This window comes from Granulicella mallensis, from assembly GCF_014203225.1.
Classification (GTDB): domain Bacteria; phylum Acidobacteriota; class Terriglobia; order Terriglobales; family Acidobacteriaceae; genus Granulicella; species Granulicella mallensis_A.
On sequence record NZ_JACHIO010000008.1, the window covers coordinates 148,201 to 165,755 of the forward strand.

Consider the following 17,555-nt stretch of genomic DNA (forward strand, 5'->3'; position numbering starts at 1 on the left):
GATTCGGTTTCCTCTTCTGGAATATTAGACACCGGAGCGGGGCAATTCGGCATGGGCGGAGAAAGCATCGCGAAAGTGTTCGAACGCCGCCCCCTCGGGCAGCAGGTAGACCGAGAGCACATCGAAGCGGGTCGGGATGCGATCACGATGGGGTTCGGGGATCTGGCGAAGGTACGCCGCGGCCATGCGGCGGAGGACGCGCTGCTTGTAGAGGTCGACCTGGCTCTCGGCGGTGGCGAGGTCCCGGGCCGTGCGGGTCTTGACCTCGAAGATTACGAGCGTGTCTCCGTCCCAGGCGACGAGGTCGAGGTCTCCCTTGATGCGATCGGCCTTCCAGCGGCGTGCGACGATCGTATATCCCAGCGAGCGGAGGTGGAAGCAGGCTGCGTCTTCGCCTTGTTCTCCGGTAAGAAGATGCTGAGGTCTGGGACTGCCGCTGGACCTCACCGCAGCCAGACGCTGCAGCGCAAGATAGGCACGGCGTTCCAGGCCGAGCGTGAACGTGGCAAGGCTCATGCGGAGAGAATAACGCGAGAATGGGGCGTTTGTGACGGGACTCTTCGCAAAAAGGCCCAAAATATCGCACGAATCGCCGGATAGAGCCCAATATAATCCCGCGCGGGCGAGTCTTGCACAGGATCAGCGATATACTTGGATGTGCACACCAAGCACAACCCAAACCACCATTTGAAGAGGTCGCGGCTATGTCAGCAAAGTACATCTTTGTGACGGGCGGTGTTGTGTCATCGCTGGGTAAGGGGCTCGCAGCAGCCTCGATCGGTTGTTTACTCGAAGCGCGTGGACTACGCATCAATCTGATGAAATTCGACCCGTATCTGAACGTCGATCCGGGCACCATGTCACCGTTCCAGCACGGCGAGGTCTTCGTCACCGACGATGGCGCGGAGACCGATCTGGATCTCGGCCACTACGAACGGTTCACGCACGCGAAGCTGTCGCGTGACAACAACCTGACGACCGGCCGCATCTACGAGCAGATCATCACCAAGGAACGTCGTGGCGACTACCTCGGCAAGACGGTGCAGGTAATTCCTCACGTGACCAACGAGATTAAGAACGCGGCCAAGAAGATCGGCGCGGACTGCGATGTCGCCATCGTCGAGATCGGCGGAACGGTGGGCGATATCGAGTCGCTTCCCTTCCTCGAGGCCATTCGCCAGATGCGGCAGGAGCTGGGCCGCGATAACACCTGCTTCGTGCACGTCACGCTGATTCCGTGGATCGCCGCCGCACAGGAGCTGAAGACCAAGCCGACGCAGCACTCCGTGAAGGAGATGCTCAGCATCGGCATTCAACCGGACATCCTGCTCTGCCGCGCCGACCGCGCGGTGCCGCAGGAGATGCGGTCGAAGATCGCAGCCTTCTGCAACGTCGAAGAAGCTGCCGTCGTCGTCGCACGCGATGTGCCTTCGATCTATGAAGTCCCGCTGAACCTTGCGGCCGAGAACGTCGACACGCTGGCGATGAAGTATCTGCGGCTGGAGACGAAGACTCCGGATATGTCGCAGTGGGTCGATATCGTGCACCGGGCCTACAACCCGAAGGACGAGGTGTCGATCGGCATCGTCGGAAAGTATGTCGAGTATGAGGACAGCTACAAGTCTCTGAAGGAAGCGCTGGTACACGGAGCGCTGGCCGAAAACCTGAAGCTGAAGGTGACGTGGCTGGAGGCCGAGGGTCTCGAAGTGGAGAACTACTCTTCTCAGCTTGAGGGTCTGGACGGAATCCTGGTCCCGGGCGGCTTCGGCAAGCGTGGCATCGAAGGCATGCTGAACGCGATTCGCTATGCGCGCGAGAACAAGGTTCCCTACTTCGGCATCTGCCTGGGCATGCAGACGGCGTGCATCGAGTATGCGCGCAACGTGTGCGGTCTGACGGACGCCAACTCGGGCGAGTTCGACCCGGCCACTCCGCATCGCATCATCTATAAGCTGCGCGAGCTGATCGGCGTGGAGGAGATGGGTGGAACGATGCGTCTGGGCGCGTGGACGTGCGTCATGGAGCCGGACTCGCTCGCCGCAAAGGCTTACGGAACGACAGAGATCTCAGAGCGGCATCGGCATCGCTACGAGTTCAACCGCGAGTACGAGCCGGCACTGACCGCTGCGGGCCTGCGGCTGACGGGAACGACTCCCGATGCGACCTATGTCGAGATCGTGGAGATTCCGGACCATCCGTTCTTCCTCGGCTGCCAGTTCCATCCGGAGTTCAAGTCGAAGCCATTGGAGCCGCATCCGCTGTTTCATTCGTTTGTGAAGGCGAGCTATGCGAATCGTGGATTGTTGAAGGCGCAGGGTTTGGTGGAAGCTGAGGTCAAGGCGTAAGCAGGATCAAAGCCCAGGGTGTAGTTTCAGACGCACAAAAGAGAAGCGGGGTGAGAGTAGATCTCACCCCGCTTCTACTCGTTGGGGAAAGAAGAATGACTGAACATGGAGAGACGCCCAGGCTTTTGCTTTTCTGGTTGTCATTCCGAGCGCAGCGAGCGAACCTGCTGTCTCCCGTTCTTCGCAAATATCACCACAAATGTATGCGTCCGCCCAAAACTGCCCGATTTTAGCTCATATGTTTCTGGGTGATACGAACGAAAAGCGGGAGACAGCAGGTTCGCTCGCTACGCTCGGAATGACAACCAGAAAAGCAAGTGCAAAGGCAAAAGCAACGGCAAGCAGAGGGTCGCACTTCTGGCCCTTGCGACCTAGGTGAGGATAATGTCGTCCCTGTTGGTCTTGAGTTCTACAACACTTGTTGACCTAGCCAACAAGTGTTTTATTAGCGAATCGTCATCTCTTCCTATCTCAAGAGACGTGGGCCTCTCTAAAAAAGATGACATCGGCACCTCAAGAATAATTCTCTCTGCTACCGCGTCTTCTGCCGCGCATTTCCGTCTCTATCGGTAAGGGTTACCCAAAGGCTGGAGGGACGGACGATGCGGCAAGGATTAGCCGGGGCGGCAGTGTTGACGATATTGGCAAGCGCGATGCTCTTCCCTGCTTTCTCGGCGCGGGCGCAGGAGCCGGCGGAGCAAGGCTCGCAAAGAGGGCAGTTCGCCGGAATGCAGCGCGTCAGCGGTGAGATCACGGCGGTTTCAGGCACGAACGTGACCGTCAAGACCACCGAGGGGGAGACCGTCCAGATCACAACCACCCCCAATACGCGAGTGATGAAGGGCCGCGGCGTCACCGTAAAGATCACCGACCTGAAGGCGGGTGATGGCGTGCTGGCGATGGGCAATCTCGATGCGCCGAACAAGACCCTGCATGCGGCGATGGTGATGGCCACCGATGCCGCGCAGTTAAAGGCCATGAAGGAAAATCTCGGCAAGACCTACATCCTGGGCAAGGTGACGGCCATCGATGCGGACAACGCGAAGATGACGGTGCAACGACTGGATGGCGTCTCGCAGACGATTGGCTTTAATGAGACGACCTCCTTCAAACGCGGTCGCATCGGGCGCGGCATGGGCATGGGAGACGCCGGTGCAGGAAATGCAGCCGCCCCCACCCCGGCAGCTACAGGGGAGAGCATCACCCTGGCCGACATCAAAGTTGGCGACACCGTGAGCGGAACCGGATCTGTAAAGAGTGGCGTCTTCGTACCGGCCCAACTGACAGTCGCGGCCCCTGGACAGGGACGGCGGCGCGAAGGCCAGCCCCAGAGCGCACCTGCAGAGACACCTGGGCCAGGAACCAAATAGCGCAGACCAGCTAACTTGCGCGAATCATCATCCACAGGGGATGGGGCCAGTTCGATTGTGATCCGCCGAAGAGTTCGGCGACAGAGGGAGTGTACGTGGCTGTTTGGATAACGAAACGACGGGCGGCGATGGGACTCGCAGCGCTGACTCTGGTTGTAACCGCCGAGGCGCAGAACCCGGCTTCGCCGGATGCAGGCAGCACTCCTCCCCAGACCTCTGCTGCGCCTGCTCCCGCACAGAACACCGCCAGTGCTCCTTCCGCGCAGGGTGGCACGATTCACGGCACCGTCGTTGCCGGAACAGCGGGCAAGGCAGGTGGGGTTCCTCTGCCGGGAGTCGCCATCACCGCGACCAATACTTTGACGGGCAAGAAGTACACGACCTCGACGGACATCGACGGGGCCTATGCGATGAAGATTCCTCGTAACGGACGTTATGTTGTGCGCGCGGAACTGGCAGGGTTTGCCACAACAACCCAGGAGACCGTGCTGACCGGTGTCGAGGCCGAAGCGGCGGAGAAAGCTATCACCATCGTGGCGAAGCCGACCGACTTCGGCCTGCAGTTGGCCAGCCGCGCCGAGGCTGCCGCAGCCAAGCAGGAGGCGGCCACAACGTCCTCGCAGGGAGCAGGCGCAAGAGGAGCAAACCTGGCGCGTGGCGTACAAAGCCTGAGCCTGAGCGCAGGCGAACAGGACACCGTCGATGCCAGCGCGACGACCGGCAATGCAGGAGGCGGTGCGGGTGAAGCGCCCCCTTCCCTTTCCGGGCTCGGGGATAGCGGTGGGGCTGATTCCATTGCGGTGAGCGGCCAGCAGGGCCAGACGAATCCGCTGGCGAACTACAGCGAAGATGAGATTCGGCAACGAGTGCAGGACGCCGTCGATCAAGCCAAAGCCAATGGACAACTCCCTCCCGGTTCCGATCCGACCAACGCTATCGTAGGCATGTTCGGCGGCTTGATGGGTGGCGGCGCGGGTGGTAGTGGCCGTGGTGGTGGAGGCGGCGGTGGTCGCGGAGGACGTGGCGGCGGTGGTGGTGGCGGTGGATTTGGAAGCGGAGGATTCCGCAACTTCAATCCCGCACAGCCTCATGGCAGCATCTTCTACCAGGGCAGCAACTCGTCACTGAACTCTGCGCCGTGGTCTCCCTCGTTGCAGCCCCTGACCAATCCGTCCGCATACTCCAATCGGTTTGGCCTGAGTATCGCCGGGTCTCCTTATATTCCGGGGCTGACGAAACCGAGCACCAAACAGTTTGTCTTCATCAATCTGACGGGGCAGAAGAACCTGAACGCGTTTCTCGCTACAGGCCGCGTGCCGACAGCGCTGGAGCGCGAGGGAGATTTTTCGCAGTCGACCCTGGGCTCAGGCAACAATGCCACCCCGGTAGAGCTCTTTGATCCAACGACGGGAAACCCCATATCGGGAAACAACCTGGCCAATACCAGCCTTCCCATCTCTCCCGTGGCCCAGCAGTTGTTGAACTACTATCCTGCGCCGAATATTCCGGAAAACTCCCAGGCCTACAACTACCAGACGATCTCGAATGCAGGCAGCAACAACGTTGCGATCAACACGCGTTACATTCGGACGATCGGCAACGCCCCAAGCTTCGGACGAGGCAGCGGCGGCGGTGGCAGGCGCGGCGGCAATACGAATGCCCCGCCGGCGCTGCGGCAGAACGTCAACATCGGCTACAACTACTCGCACTCCGCGCAGGATAACCGGAACATCTTCCTGGCGCTGGGCGGCGCGAGCGAGACAGACGGCAATTCGCTGAATGCGGGTTATACGATCGGCTATGGAAGGCTCTCCAACAATGCCAGCCTGAACTGGAACCGGCTGGACTCAAAGACCCGCAACTACTTCACGGACACGGCGAACAATCCGTCGGCAACCGTGGGCCTGAACGTTCCCAACCAGGCCGGCGGCTTTGCCGACCCGCGCTTTTACAACGGCCTGCCGAGCTTCAGCATCAGTAACTTCCAGACGCTCTCGAACCAGACGCCGAGCCAGACCATCAACCAGACCATCAGCTTCTCGGACTTTGTAGCCTGGCGGCACAAGAAGCACAACATGCGCTATGGGCTCGACATTCGCCGGGTTCACGCGGATTCTATCGGCGGCAACAACCCCCTGGGCTCCTACACCTTTACCGGCTTTGCGACAGCAAGCCCCGCGGATCAACGCGCCGGAACCGCAGGACAGGCGAATGCCAGCGGCGATGGCTTCGCCGACTTCCTGCTTGGCCTGCCCGGCAGCACCAGCCTGCAGGCCGGACTGTACAAGATCTACCTGCGCGAGAACGTCTACGACGGCTATGGTCAGGATGACTACCGCGTATCGGCCGATGTGACGATCAGTGCCGGCCTGCGCTATGAGTACTTCGCGCCCTACACCGAGAAGAACAACCGGCTCGTGAACCTGGATCACGACGCGACCTTTTCCACGGCCTCGATTCATCCTGTGCAGCCGGGAGCTCCGGGATTTCCCACCAGCCTTGTCAATCCTGACCGCACGATGTTCTCGCCGCGCTTCGGGATTGCCTGGAAGCCCAAGTTCACCAAGGATACGGCGGTGCGCGGCGGCTATGGCATCAACTACAACACCGGGCAGTTTGCGACCTTTGCGAAGTTACTCTCACACCAGGTTCCCTTTGCGAACACACAGACCAACGATGTTCCAACGCCCACCGAAACCAATCCGAATCCAACGCCTACAGGCTGCACCACGCTTACACCTTCAACGCCCAATCCCACCCTTACCCTGGCGAATGGATTCGGCTGCTCGACAGCCGAGACCATCCAGAACAACTGGGCCGTGGACAAGAACTACCGGCTGGGCATGATTCAGGTCTACAACCTGAATATTCAGCGGACCTTTCCGTTGGGCATTGTGTTCAACATCGGCTACAGCGGCTCCAAGGGCAGCAAGCTCGATGTGGTGGGCTCGCCGAATGGAACGCCTTCCGGCACGACCACGCCGGGGATTGCGCCGTTCGACTTTGAAGAGGCAGCGGCGGAGTCGCGCTCCAACCAACTGGTCGTCAGCGCACAGAAGCGGCAGCAGAGGGGCATCGCGCTGGGCTTTACCTATACGTATTCGCACACCATCGACAATGCCTCGGGCGTGGGTGGAGCTGTCGGCACTCCGATCCAGAACTTCTATCGCCTGGACCTCGAAGAAGGCAACTCGAGCTTCGACCAGCGACACAACCTGACCGGCAGCTGGCTGCTTGAGCTTCCGTTCGGACCGAATCGCGCGTTCTTCAATAAGGGCGGCATGTCCTCCAAGCTGCTGGATGGCTTTTCGTTGAGCGGCACGTTCACCTTTGCGACAGGAAACTACTTCACGCCCACCTACCAAGGCAATCAGGCGGAGGCCGCATCGGGCAATACCTTCACGCAACGTCCGGATCGTGATTTCACTCAACCGTTGAAGGGTCCGGGATCGGTACTGAATTTCTTCAACAAGTCGGCGTTCACAGCACCCGCCTCAGGCCAGTATGGAACCGCTTCGCAGGGCTCGATCGAAGGCCCCGGAGTAGTGTTGGTCAACGCCTCTCTATCACGCACCGTGCAGCTCGGCGGCACCAACTCGTTCGAGGTCCGCGCGACGGCAAGCAATGTGTTCAACACCGTGCAGTACAACGGCATCAACACGACGGAGAACAGCGCGAACTTTGGCGAGGTCACCAGCGCCGCGACCATGCGCACGCTGCTGGTGCAGGCACGGTACAGGTTCTAGCAGCGGTTGTTTGCTCTTGTGTGCAACGTGGCGGCAGGCAGTGGGCTTTATCAGCTACGAGCGATGAGGGATTTAGCTATGAGGTTTTTGAGTTGGTCAGGAGTTTAGTATGCGGCGTCTTGTAGCAGCTTTGACGGTAGTAGGACTGGGGTTGGGAAACCCGATGGGCATTGCTGCGCAAAATGCTCCGCAGCAAAATGCTCAGGGGCAGTACACGATGACGGTGAATGCCAATATCGTACTGACTAACGTGGTGGTCCGCGACAAAAAAACCGGCGAACTGGTGAAGGGGCTGAAGGCCAGCGACTTCCATATCGTCGAAGACAAGAGGTCGCAGACCATCGCCAGCTTCGACTACCAGAACGTCGATCAGGCCGCGGTGCTCGCGGAGAAGACGACGGCTGCGGGCAAGGCCTCGATCGCCGACCTGCTGGAAAACAACTTTGCGGCCAGCCCCAAGCAGTTGCACGACCATCGCCTGATCGTGATGTTCTTCGACCTGAGCTCCATGCAGGATGAAGATATCGACCGTGCGGTGGATGCGGCGAACGATTACGTCAACAAGAAGATGGAGCCCGCGGACCTGGTTGCGCTGGTCAGCATGTCGACCGGCCTGACCATGGACCAGGACTTCACCAACGACAAAGCCGCCCTGCTGAAGGGGCTCGCCAAGTACAACGGCAGTGACGAGACGGGCTTTGCCAACGGCGGCACAGGATCAACCGACGGCACCAGCGACGACACCACCGCCTTCGCCGCGGATGACACGGAGTACAACAGCCTGAACACGGACCGCGAGCTGCTGGCCATTCGCGCCATCTCCAAGAGCCTGGAGCGCGTCGACCAGCGCAAGTCGATGCTGTACTTCTCCGGTGGGCTGACACGCAACGGCATCGAGAACCAGGCCAGTCTGCGCGCCGCCACGAACGAAGCCGCCAAGGCGAATCTCGCGATCTACAGCGTCGATACGCGCGGCCTGCAGGCGCTGCCGCCGGTAGGCGACGCCAGCAAGGGCAGTCTGCGCGGCAACTCGGCCTATAACGGCGCAGCCGCGACGGCACAGTTCAGCGCCAACTACGGCTCCCAGGAGACGCTGTCTACCCTGAGCGCGGACACGGGCGGCAAGGCCTTCTTCGACTCCAATGATTTTGGCCCGGCCTTCCAACAGGTACAGCACGACACCGAGGCTTACTACATCCTGGGCTTCCACTCGACCAACCAGGCGCACGATGGAACGTTCCGCCATCTCACCATTACGGTCGATCGCAAAGACGTGAAGATCGATTTCCGTCCAGGTTACTTCGCTCCAGCCGACTTCCAGCACCAGAAGACCGAGGACCGAGAACTCGCGCTGACCGAGCAGATGCGCAGCGACCTTCCAGCGACCGACGTTGCCGTCTATCTCCAGGCGCTCTACTTCCGGCAGAGCGAGAATCTTTTCTACGTTCCGGTCAGCCTGCTCGTTCCGGGATCGCAGATTCCGTTTGAGAAGAATGGCGACCGCGATAAGGCGAGCCTCGATATTCTTGGCCAGGTACGGAACGCGCAGGGGATTGCCGTGGGCAATGTGCGCGACACGGTCAAGCTGGCGCTCGATCAGCCGCAGCAGGTGCAGCGAAAGAACATTCAGTACTCGACCGGCTTCTCGCTCGCTCCGGGCAAGTATCACCTGAAGTTCGTGGTGCGCGAAAACCAGACCGGCAACCTGGGCAGCTTTGAGACGGATATCAATGTGCCCGACCTGAAGAAGGTTCCGCTGAAGCTGAGTTCTGTTGTACTGGCCAGCCAGCGCACTCCCAACACAGCCAAAAACTCGAAGAACCTGCTGGTGCGCGATGGCCTGGAGTGGGTGCCGAATGTCGCCCATGTCTTCCGGCAGGACCAGCACCTGTACTTCCTCTACGAGGTCTACGATCCTTCGAGACAGAAGGGCGCGGCAGAGCCTGCGGCCTCTCCTGGACTGGGGCGGCGCGAGGGCGGCCCGGTGCATGTGCTGACCAGCATCGAGTTTCTGAGCGGTGGCACCAAGGTCTACGAAACGCCCCTGGTAACGGCAAATGTCGTCAATACTCCGGACCGCGGAGCCGTGGCGTTCCAGTTCGACGTTCCGCTCGCGCAGTTGAAGGCTGGAACGTACATCTGCCAGGTAAACGTGATCGACGATGCGGACGGCAGCTTCAGCTTCCCACGCATGGCGCTGAGGGTTACGCCCGCGGCGGTAACGGCAACTCCGGCAGACGCGCCCAAGACGCCTCCGGCGGCGCCTGCGCAGTAGCTTTTGTCATGAGGTCCAGGGCGTGCCATCCCCCGGGGCTCCTGGCTCTTGTGACAAAACTAAGAGACTTGCCGGCTGCCGTTAGCGTCTAATCCTTCCAGACCTCGTATGATTCCTGCGACGGGGCTATGCGACGGGGATAATTTGCGTCTCCGATCGAACGAAGGAACTTATGTTCATGCGGTCACGTCTCGGTCTTCTTTTTTTTGCCCCTCTTCTATCCCTGGCAACAGTCTCTGCACAACAACTCCTGCCAGTCCATCCGCCTGCCAAGGTCGACAACGGCACGATCCATCTTGATGTCGTTACTACCGTCAAGGGCGGAGGTCCTCCCTTCGGGGGGCTGCAGGAGAAGGACTTCACGCTGCTCGATAACAAGAATCCGCAGCCTATCACCTCTTTCCGCGCAATCGGCAGCGAAGAGGTTCCGGTAGAGACGATCATTCTTGTCGATTCGGTCAATACGAACTACTCGAATGTCGCCTACATTCGCGACCAGATCGACAAGGTTCTGCACGCCAACGGCGGCAAACTCGACCATCCCACCGCGCTCGCCTTCCTGTCGGACGACGGGGTGAAGCTGCAGAATGGATTCTCGAAGGACGGCAATGCGCTCAGTGCCAGTCTCGATAGCTACTCGATCGGGCTGCGGACGCTTCGCCGGTCTTCAGGCTTCTACGGAGCCGACGACCGTTTTCAGATCTCGCTCACGGCGCTGCATCAGATTGCGGCGCATGAAGCCACCGTTCCCGGACGCAAGCTCATCCTGTGGGTCTCGCCCGGCTGGCCGATCCTCTCCGGCCCCGGCATCGAATTGGATAGTAAGCAGGAGCAGGGGATCTTCAACGACATCGTAAGCCTGTCGACCCAGCTTCGCGAGAACCGCATCACGCTCTACGCCGTCAATCCGCTCGGTACCGCCGAGGGTGTTGGCCGTTCCACCTATTACGAAGAGTTTCTCAAGGGAGTCAGTAAACCCAGCCAGGTCAACATCGGGAACCTCAGCCTGCAGGTGCTTGCGGCACAGAGTGGCGGCCTTGTCGCCGACGCCAGCAACGATATCTCCGCGCTGCTGAAGCGGTGCCTGGAGGACACGACGGCCTACTACGAGATCACCTTCAAGGCGGCTCCGGCGGAGCGTGCCAACGAGTATCACCATATTGAAATCAAGCTGTCCAGGCCGGAACTCGTCGCACGCACCCGCGATGGCTACTATTCCCAGCCCTGATTTCCGGCGCGGAGGGGGTCCATCTGGGCCCATGCGGGGCCCCTCCGCACCTGGGCGTATCTTTTTCTGCACCTTCTGGATTCAGCCACTTGACGATGGCACATTGCAGGTGCATTATGGATGCCGCTCAAAGGAGGGGCTTTGTGATGCGCCTGCACACTATAGCTCTAGCTTCGCTTTTGGCCGTAACACTCCCATCGGCCGCACTCTTCGCTCAACAAACTATCTCAGCCAAAGATGCACCCATAACCTCTCCGGCGACCCGTGCGCTGCAGCACAGTAGTCCGGTGTGGGCCATGATTGCGCCGCATCTTCCCAACCCTGAAACAGCCAGCGCCAAGGACCTCGAAACAGCAGGCGATGTGCTGCGTGCTCGCCGCTTTCCCGAAGACGCCCTGGACTACTACGGTTATGCCATGGCTCGCGGTGGAGACGTGAGCGTGCTACTCAACAAGATGGGCGTCACCAGACTGGAGCTGCGCCAAAACGCCCTGGCCCACGAGATGTTCCTGCGCACCGTGCGGCTGCATAAGAAGGACTCCATTGCCTGGAACAACCTCGGCGTGACAGAGTACGCCACAGGCAACTACCGAGCGGCAATCTCGGATTACAAACGCGCGTCGAAGCTGGACTCGAAGTCGGCGGTATACCACTCGAACCTTGGGATGGCGTACTTCGGCGGCAAGGATATGGAAAGCGCACGCAAGCAGTTTGCGCTGGCTATCCAGTTAGACCCGGAAGTGCTGCAGCATCGCGATAACAGCGGGACCACGGCACAGCTCATCGGCACCGAGAACTACAGCCAGCTCTGCTTCGAGATCGCCAGGCTGTACGCAAAGGAGCACAACGAGGCTGAGACACGGCTGTGGCTGGCCAAGGCCAGCGAAAGCGGCTTCGATGTGCGCAATGGCCTGCGCAACGATGCCGTCCTGCAGGCCTACGAGAAAGACCCTCAGTTGAAGTTGATGCTGGACAATGCGGCACAACTTAGAGCTAAAGGAATGGAACCCTCAGCGCCAGGCCTCGGAGAGGCCCCGCAGAGCGGCAGCCAAAACGGACGGTAATCCCCTATCCACCTACTACCCCACCCTCGGCGCGTAATTTTCGCGCTGCAGGGTGGGGCTTTTTTGTGCCCCAGATTACTTGTAAGGGCAATGGCGGCAGCTGGAGTTGCAGCAATAACCGCGGCGCAGATGATAGGCCGCGGTAAAGACCATGTATGGTCCTTCCATGTAAAAGTCTTCGGGACGCAGAGGGCCGTTCTCCGCCTCGGCGGCAGTGATCTGAATCTGTTCCTCTTCCCTGTTGAATTCCGGCGTGTCGCTCATGGGAAGAGTCCCGGAGAAACCACCGGCTGTGCCGCACGCGGGGAAACCGCCGCGGCGCGAAGGATGTCGGAGATGGAACGCTTGCGCTTTGGCGCAGCGGGGACGACAGTTACGCTCTCCTCTTCCACCACCGCCCCATTGCGGAAGGAGACTTCGCGGCCGGGAACCGCGGACACGCGCTCGCCGGGGACGATGATACCTGCGAGGTTAAGCGGATCGGCAGCGGCAACAACGATAGGTGCTTCCTCGGCGCGTGCGGTGGCTTCGCGACGTGCTGCGCGAAGCGACTCGACGGCTTCGGGAAGCGCATACTGTTCTCCGAAGGGACCGCTCACAAAGCGTCCTCCGCGTATCTCGCCCCGGGCTTCGAGTCGGCGCAACACAGGCAAGAGGTCGCGCCATTTGGGGGCATTCGATTCGCGGGCCAGCAGGTCGCGGAAGAGCACACCGTAGCGGCACAGCAGGATGCGGGCGTGAGCATCGAGCGCCACGGCAGCCTGTTTAGCGCGGGCGATCGCACCTTGTGGTCCCAGCTCTGTTGATGTGTTGACGGGGTCACAGAGCAGCGACCATCGTCCTGCGGTGGTGCGGGCAGCGGCACGTTTGCGCAGACTGGTAGCAGCCGTTTGCGCAACGGCAGCGGACTTGCGGCGAGGGTCCATCATGGCGCGAAGCTGATCGAAGCCGTCCGCGGAGGCCAGGCCGGCAGTAGCGAGCTCCCAGAGCGCGGTTGTCGTTTGCAGCTTGGTGAGGCCGCTGAGACGTTGCAGATCGGCAGTGAAAGCCGCGCCTCGTTCGCTGAGCAGGGCACGAAGCTGCTGGGCTTCCGGAGAGAGAGACTGTGTGAGGACCTGCTCCTCGACACACTTCGCGGCAAGCGCATGATGAAGCCACTCGGCGGACTCGCGCAGGAAGAACGTAATCGGCGCGGCTGTCGTGGGAATGACGCGGCGTGGTGCGGTGGCATCTGTCGTGGAGAGCCACGCAGGATGCGGCGAGATGCGTCCCCAGCCGACGACGCCCGCGAGGCACAGGTTGTCGAGCCAGCGAGGATCGTAGTTCGCGACACGCGCGGGCAGCAGCGTGCGCTCCCACTCAACAGCAGGAGCCTCGAAGCCTTCCAGTTGTTCGAGCGCCGCGAGCACGCCTTCTTCCCCGGTGAGCTGTGTCTGCGGCGCTACGTGATGCCAGGCCAGCAGCCAGCGCATGAAGACATTGGGAGCAACAGGCTCGACCTGCTTGCGCAGCGTGCCGAGCGTGAGGCGATGGATACGCTGCAGGATGCGGCGCTCGCACCACTCGATCTCGTGCGGCGCATCGTCCGCGGGCTTTGCATGTTCGAAGACGCCGCGCATCGCGAGGCCCTGCATCTCCATTGCGAGCAATGCCTGATGCAGCGAGCGCGGATGCAGGTGCGTGATTGTGGCGAGGCGTGCTGCAGTGGTCGGGCCGAGGAGTTGCAGCCAGCCTTGTGTGAGCTGGGTCGTCGCGGCGTCCCGTGGGGCGACTGAGGATGACGGTGGTTCGGGGGTTTCAAGAGCTACGAGCTGCGAGGTTGTGAGCGACGAGTGCGGAACATTCTCTTCAGGCCAGAGGAGCGCGGCATCGGCGAGGCGCTCAGAGGCGATCCATGCGGGTGAGCCATCGAGTTCGACGACGTGTACGCGACCCTTTGCGGCGAGACGCTCGAAGTACAGCGGCCAGTGCTGCAAAGGCTGTGCCTTCCCTGCTGCTTCGACAAACGCAACGGGCAGTACGACGAGTTGCAGCAGCAGATCGTGAAGCTCGTGCTCGTCTCGGATGTCGGGCCAGAGCTGCTGACGCACCGTATCGATTGCTGCTTGATCCAGGCGTCCTGCACCATCCGACACCGCATCCGGCAAGGAACGGCGCAGCATGACGGCCCGCGCGCGGCGCTCTTCAAGGCCTGCGTCGTCGAGGAACGCATACGGCATCGCGTTGATAAGTTCGTGCGCGAACAGCGAGGGTACAGGCGTATCGACAGCGATGCACTGGATCGCACCCGACTCGATGCCGCGCAGGATTTCGAGCAGGCCTTCGAGGTCCATCGCCTCGCCGAGTGTGTCTTTCATCACCTCGCGGACGAGTGGGTGATCCGGAATTTCAATATCGCCGACCATCGTCTCAGGACAGGCTGAGGCGTGCGGGAAGACGCTCGCGAGAAGATCATCGGAGCGCGTGCGCTGGATCTGCGGCGCAACGCGCTTGCCCTTCTGCATGCGCAGCAGTTGCAGGGAGCGGCCCGCGGCCCAGCGCCAGCGGTTCTTGAAGAGCGGCGAAGGGATCGCGGCCTGTTCCAATAGCTCTTTCGCTGTGTGCTCGGTGAGGAACTGGAAGACATCCGCGAGCGGAAAGCTGTGCTGCTCTGCGAGCGAGATGTTGATGCCATTGTCGGTCGCCGCGGCCTGCAGCTCGAAGTTGAAGCCTCGGCAGAAGCGTTTGCGCAGAGCAAGACCCCAGGCCTTGTTGATGCGTCCGCCGAAGGGAGCGTGCAAAATGAGTTGCTGGCCGCCGCCTTCGTCGAAGAAACGCTCGGCGATGATGGTGGTCTTGGTCGGCACCGCTCCCAGGGCTGCGCGGCCCGAGACGATATAGGTAATGAGCTGCAGCGCGGCGGATTCACTGACGAAGCAGTTCTGCTGGAGCCAGGCGATGCACTCCGCGACCTCCGGATGCACGGCGCTGACGGCGCTCGGCACAACTCCACACGTGCGCGCGTCGATCTCTCCGCGAAGATCGCCTACACCATCGCAGAGGACAGACGTGCGCTGCGGCGCTTCACCCTCCCAGAATGGAATGCTCGGCGGTGCGCCGTGAGCGTCTTCGACCAGCACCTTGCCTGCGGGGTCCACGCGCTGGATGCGCCAGCTCGTGTTGCCCAGCAGAACGACATCGCCGGGAGAAGAGTCCACCGCGAAGTGCTCGTCGAGCGTGGCGATCTGCACGTTCTCGGGCTGCAGCATCACGCTGTAGAGCGCGGTGTCCGGGATCGCTCCGCCGTTGGAGATCGCGATCATGCGCGCGCCGCGGCGGGCGTGAAGTTGCCCCTGCACGCGGTCGCGCAGCAGGTACGCGCCATAACGTCCGCGTGAGCTTTCGATGCCGTTGTGCAGCAGGCCAAGGAGTTCGTCATAGTGCTCGCGGGTGAGGTTGCGATACGGCCACGCACGGCGCAGCACCTCGTAGAGCGTGGTCTCGTCCCACGACTCCGCGCCGCAGGCCGCAACAATCTGCTGCATCAGCACATCGATGGGAAGCTCGGGGACTTCGAGGAGATCCAGCTCACCGGCCACCATCTTGCGCAGCAGCGCGGCCTGTTCGAGCAGATCGTCGCGGGTCGTAGCGAAGAAGCGGCCCTTGGGGATGGCTCCGCGCCAGTGGCCCGCGCGACCTACGCGCTGCATCGCGACAGCTACGGCGCGAGTGGTTGCAATCTGGCAGACGAGGTCCACGCTGCCGATGTCGATGCCGAGTTCGAGCGAGGCGGTAGCGATGAGGATCTTGATCTCGCCATTCTTCAGGCGCTGCTCGGCGTCCAGACGCAGAGCGCGGGAGAGGCTGCCGTGATGGGCGGCTACAGAGTCTTCGCCCAGGCGCTGGGCGAGCTCAAAGCTGATCTTTTCGACGAGCTTGCGCGTGTTGACGAAGACCAGCGTCGAGCGATGTTGATTCGCCAGGCCTGCGAGCTTGTCGAAGATCTCGCTCCACATCGCGGTGCTGGTGACGGCGCTGAGTTCATCGGAGGGGACCTCGAGAGCGAGGTCGAGAGTGCGGCGCTGGCCTACCTGGATGATCGTTGCTGGCTGACGCATTCCCTCCGGGGCTAAAGCCCCTTGCCCTTCAGGAGAATCAACGGAGGGGCTGAAGCCCCTCCCCTTCAAAACAGCGCCAGAGGACAAGACTGGGCTTGAGTCCAGAAGGGGGCCTGAGTGCTCAACAGTGCTTGAGTTCACGCCGACCAGGAAGTTCGCGACAAGTTCGATGGGGTTCTGCGTAGCAGAGAGACCGATGCGTTGCGGAGGTTGCGAGAGACCGGTTACAAACGTGCCTGGCGATAGGCGATTTTCGCCGCAGACCAGCGCGTCCAGTCTTTCAAGAGAGAGAGCGAGATGCGCACCGCGCTTGTCGTCGGCGATGGCGTGAATCTCGTCGACGATGACCGTTCGCACGCGTGTGAGATTCTCACGTGGCTTGCCTGCCGTGAGCAGGATGTAGAGCGACTCCGGCGTGGTGACAAGAATGTGCGGTGGATGCTTGAGCATCGCCGTGCGGTCCTTCGCGAGGGTGTCGCCGGTGCGCACCCCGGTGCGAATCTCGGGGCAGAGATAGCCGCGCGTGAGGGCCAGCTGCTGAATCTCCGCCAGCGGCCCGTCGAGGTTCTTCTGCACATCGTTCGAGAGCGCCTTGAGCGGCGAGACGTACACCACCTCCGTCTGCTGCGAGAGACGGCCTTCGATGGCCTTGCGTAGCAGCGTGTCGATGCAGACGAGAAAGGCGGTGAGCGTCTTACCGGAGCCGGTGGGCGCGGAGATCAACGTAGCTTCGCCGCGAAGGATCGCGGGCCAGCCGGCGATCTGCGGCTCGGTGGGAGAACCGAACTTCGCGAGGAACCACTCCTGCACAACCGGATGCGCCCAGGCGAGAGCCTCATGCGTGGCGGTATCCGTACTAGGAGACCCGAGGTGCATGGGGATATTGTAGCTGTTCGCAGTTTGTTCGCCTTGGAGCTAGCGATTTAAACAGAAATTTCAGGCGATCTTCGAGGGCTGAAGAAAATGCTGAAAGAGGAGCGTTTCGTTAAGGGCACGGGTTCAGGCCTCCTATCGTGTCACTCGGGAATTGCTGTAGCTTGAATCCATGAAGATTCTCAAGGAAGAAACACGCAGCACGAAACAAGGTCCCGCCGATTGGTTCAGCGGAACGGTATGGCTCGACCCCGTGGTTGCGGGAGAAGCCCCCTCGCGCATGAAGGCGACGCGTGTCTCGTTCGGGCCCGGCGCGCGGACGGCGTGGCATACGCATCCTCGCGGGCAGGCCCTGCATGTACTCAGCGGAGTCTGCCACGTGCAACTGCGCGGCGAGCCTGTGCAGGAGATCGCATCCGGAGACTCCGTCTGGATCGAGGCTGGCGAAGTTCACTGGCATGGCGCTGCGCCTGGACGCACGATGGTGCACCTGGCGATGCAGGAGACCGATGACAACGGCGTCGACGTAGTTTGGCTGGAACACGTAAGCGAGTAGA

At 61.2% G+C, this 17,555-nt stretch carries 10 protein-coding genes; 7 read left to right on the top strand and 3 right to left on the bottom strand.

The features are described 5' to 3' along the window. Positions 1-24: 24 nt before the first annotated feature. Positions 25-516: a YraN family protein gene (locus HDF15_RS11025; protein ID WP_184255489.1), complete on the bottom strand. Its 492-nt coding sequence runs from the start codon at positions 514-516 to the stop codon at positions 25-27. A gap of 188 nt (positions 517-704) precedes the next feature. On the opposite strand from HDF15_RS11025, the gene HDF15_RS11030 reads away from it, so the two are divergent. The 6 genes from HDF15_RS11030 to HDF15_RS11055 all read left to right on the top strand — a co-directional run bounded on the left by HDF15_RS11030 (position 705) and on the right by HDF15_RS11055 (position 12,028). Then, positions 705-2,345, top strand: a complete 1,641-nt coding sequence (locus tag HDF15_RS11030; RefSeq protein ID WP_184255491.1) for a CTP synthase — start codon at positions 705-707, stop codon at positions 2,343-2,345. A gap of 602 nt (positions 2,346-2,947) precedes the next feature. Beyond that, complete coding sequence (locus HDF15_RS11035; protein WP_184255493.1) at positions 2,948-3,715, top strand: hypothetical protein; 768 nt, start codon at positions 2,948-2,950, stop codon at positions 3,713-3,715. A 95-nt stretch (positions 3,716-3,810) separates the two neighbouring features. Then, a complete protein-coding gene (locus HDF15_RS11040) occupies positions 3,811-7,461 on the top strand; it encodes a TonB-dependent receptor (protein ID WP_311733079.1) in 3,651 nt (1,216 codons plus the stop codon). 109 nt (positions 7,462-7,570) lie between these two features. After that, the gene (locus HDF15_RS11045) at positions 7,571-9,736 is read left to right on the top strand and encodes a VWA domain-containing protein (protein WP_184255495.1); all 2,166 of its coding nucleotides are present in this window, start codon (positions 7,571-7,573) and stop codon (positions 9,734-9,736) included. Positions 9,737-9,914: 178 nt separating this feature from the next. After that, positions 9,915-10,964: a VWA domain-containing protein gene (locus HDF15_RS11050; RefSeq protein ID WP_184255497.1), complete on the top strand. Its 1,050-nt coding sequence runs from the start codon at positions 9,915-9,917 to the stop codon at positions 10,962-10,964. 146 nt (positions 10,965-11,110) lie between these two features. After that, positions 11,111-12,028, top strand: a complete 918-nt coding sequence (locus HDF15_RS11055; RefSeq protein WP_184255498.1) for a tetratricopeptide repeat protein — start codon at positions 11,111-11,113, stop codon at positions 12,026-12,028. 75 nt (positions 12,029-12,103) lie between these two features. Here HDF15_RS11055 and HDF15_RS25530 read toward each other — a convergent pair whose 3' ends face one another. Both HDF15_RS25530 and HDF15_RS11065 read right to left on the bottom strand, forming a co-directional pair. Beyond that, positions 12,104-12,292 (bottom strand): DUF5522 domain-containing protein, encoded by a 189-nt coding sequence (locus HDF15_RS25530; protein WP_221314377.1) that lies wholly within the window; start codon positions 12,290-12,292, stop codon positions 12,104-12,106. Next, on the bottom strand, positions 12,289-17,001 hold the full coding sequence (locus tag HDF15_RS11065; protein WP_184255500.1) for a DEAD/DEAH box helicase: 4,713 nt from the start codon (positions 16,999-17,001) through the stop codon (positions 12,289-12,291). Before HDF15_RS11065 ends, HDF15_RS25530 begins: the two co-directional genes overlap by 4 nt. Positions 17,002-17,170: 169 nt before the next feature. On the opposite strand from HDF15_RS11065, the gene HDF15_RS11070 reads away from it, so the two are divergent. After that, positions 17,171-17,554, top strand: a complete 384-nt coding sequence (locus HDF15_RS11070; protein ID WP_184255502.1) for a cupin domain-containing protein — start codon at positions 17,171-17,173, stop codon at positions 17,552-17,554. Position 17,555: the final 1 nt, after the last annotated feature.

Bases quoted from the DNA above. Each gene is read 5' to 3' on its own strand.
- HDF15_RS25530 (WP_221314377.1), bottom strand. From the start codon at position 12,292: ATGAGCGACACGCCGGAATTCAACAGGGAAGAGGAACAGATTCAGATC.
- HDF15_RS11025 (WP_184255489.1), bottom strand. From the start codon at position 516: ATGAGCCTTGCCACGTTCACGCTCGGCCTGGAACGCCGTGCCTATCTT.
- HDF15_RS11055 (WP_184255498.1), top strand. From the start codon at position 11,111: ATGCGCCTGCACACTATAGCTCTAGCTTCGCTTTTGGCCGTAACACTC.
- HDF15_RS11045 (WP_184255495.1), top strand. From the start codon at position 7,571: ATGCGGCGTCTTGTAGCAGCTTTGACGGTAGTAGGACTGGGGTTGGGA.
- HDF15_RS11035 (WP_184255493.1), top strand. From the start codon at position 2,948: ATGCGGCAAGGATTAGCCGGGGCGGCAGTGTTGACGATATTGGCAAGC.
- HDF15_RS11050 (WP_184255497.1), top strand. From the start codon at position 9,915: ATGCGGTCACGTCTCGGTCTTCTTTTTTTTGCCCCTCTTCTATCCCTG.
- HDF15_RS11030 (WP_184255491.1), top strand. From the start codon at position 705: ATGTCAGCAAAGTACATCTTTGTGACGGGCGGTGTTGTGTCATCGCTG.
- HDF15_RS11065 (WP_184255500.1), bottom strand. From the start codon at position 17,001: ATGCACCTCGGGTCTCCTAGTACGGATACCGCCACGCATGAGGCTCTC.
- HDF15_RS11070 (WP_184255502.1), top strand. From the start codon at position 17,171: ATGAAGATTCTCAAGGAAGAAACACGCAGCACGAAACAAGGTCCCGCC.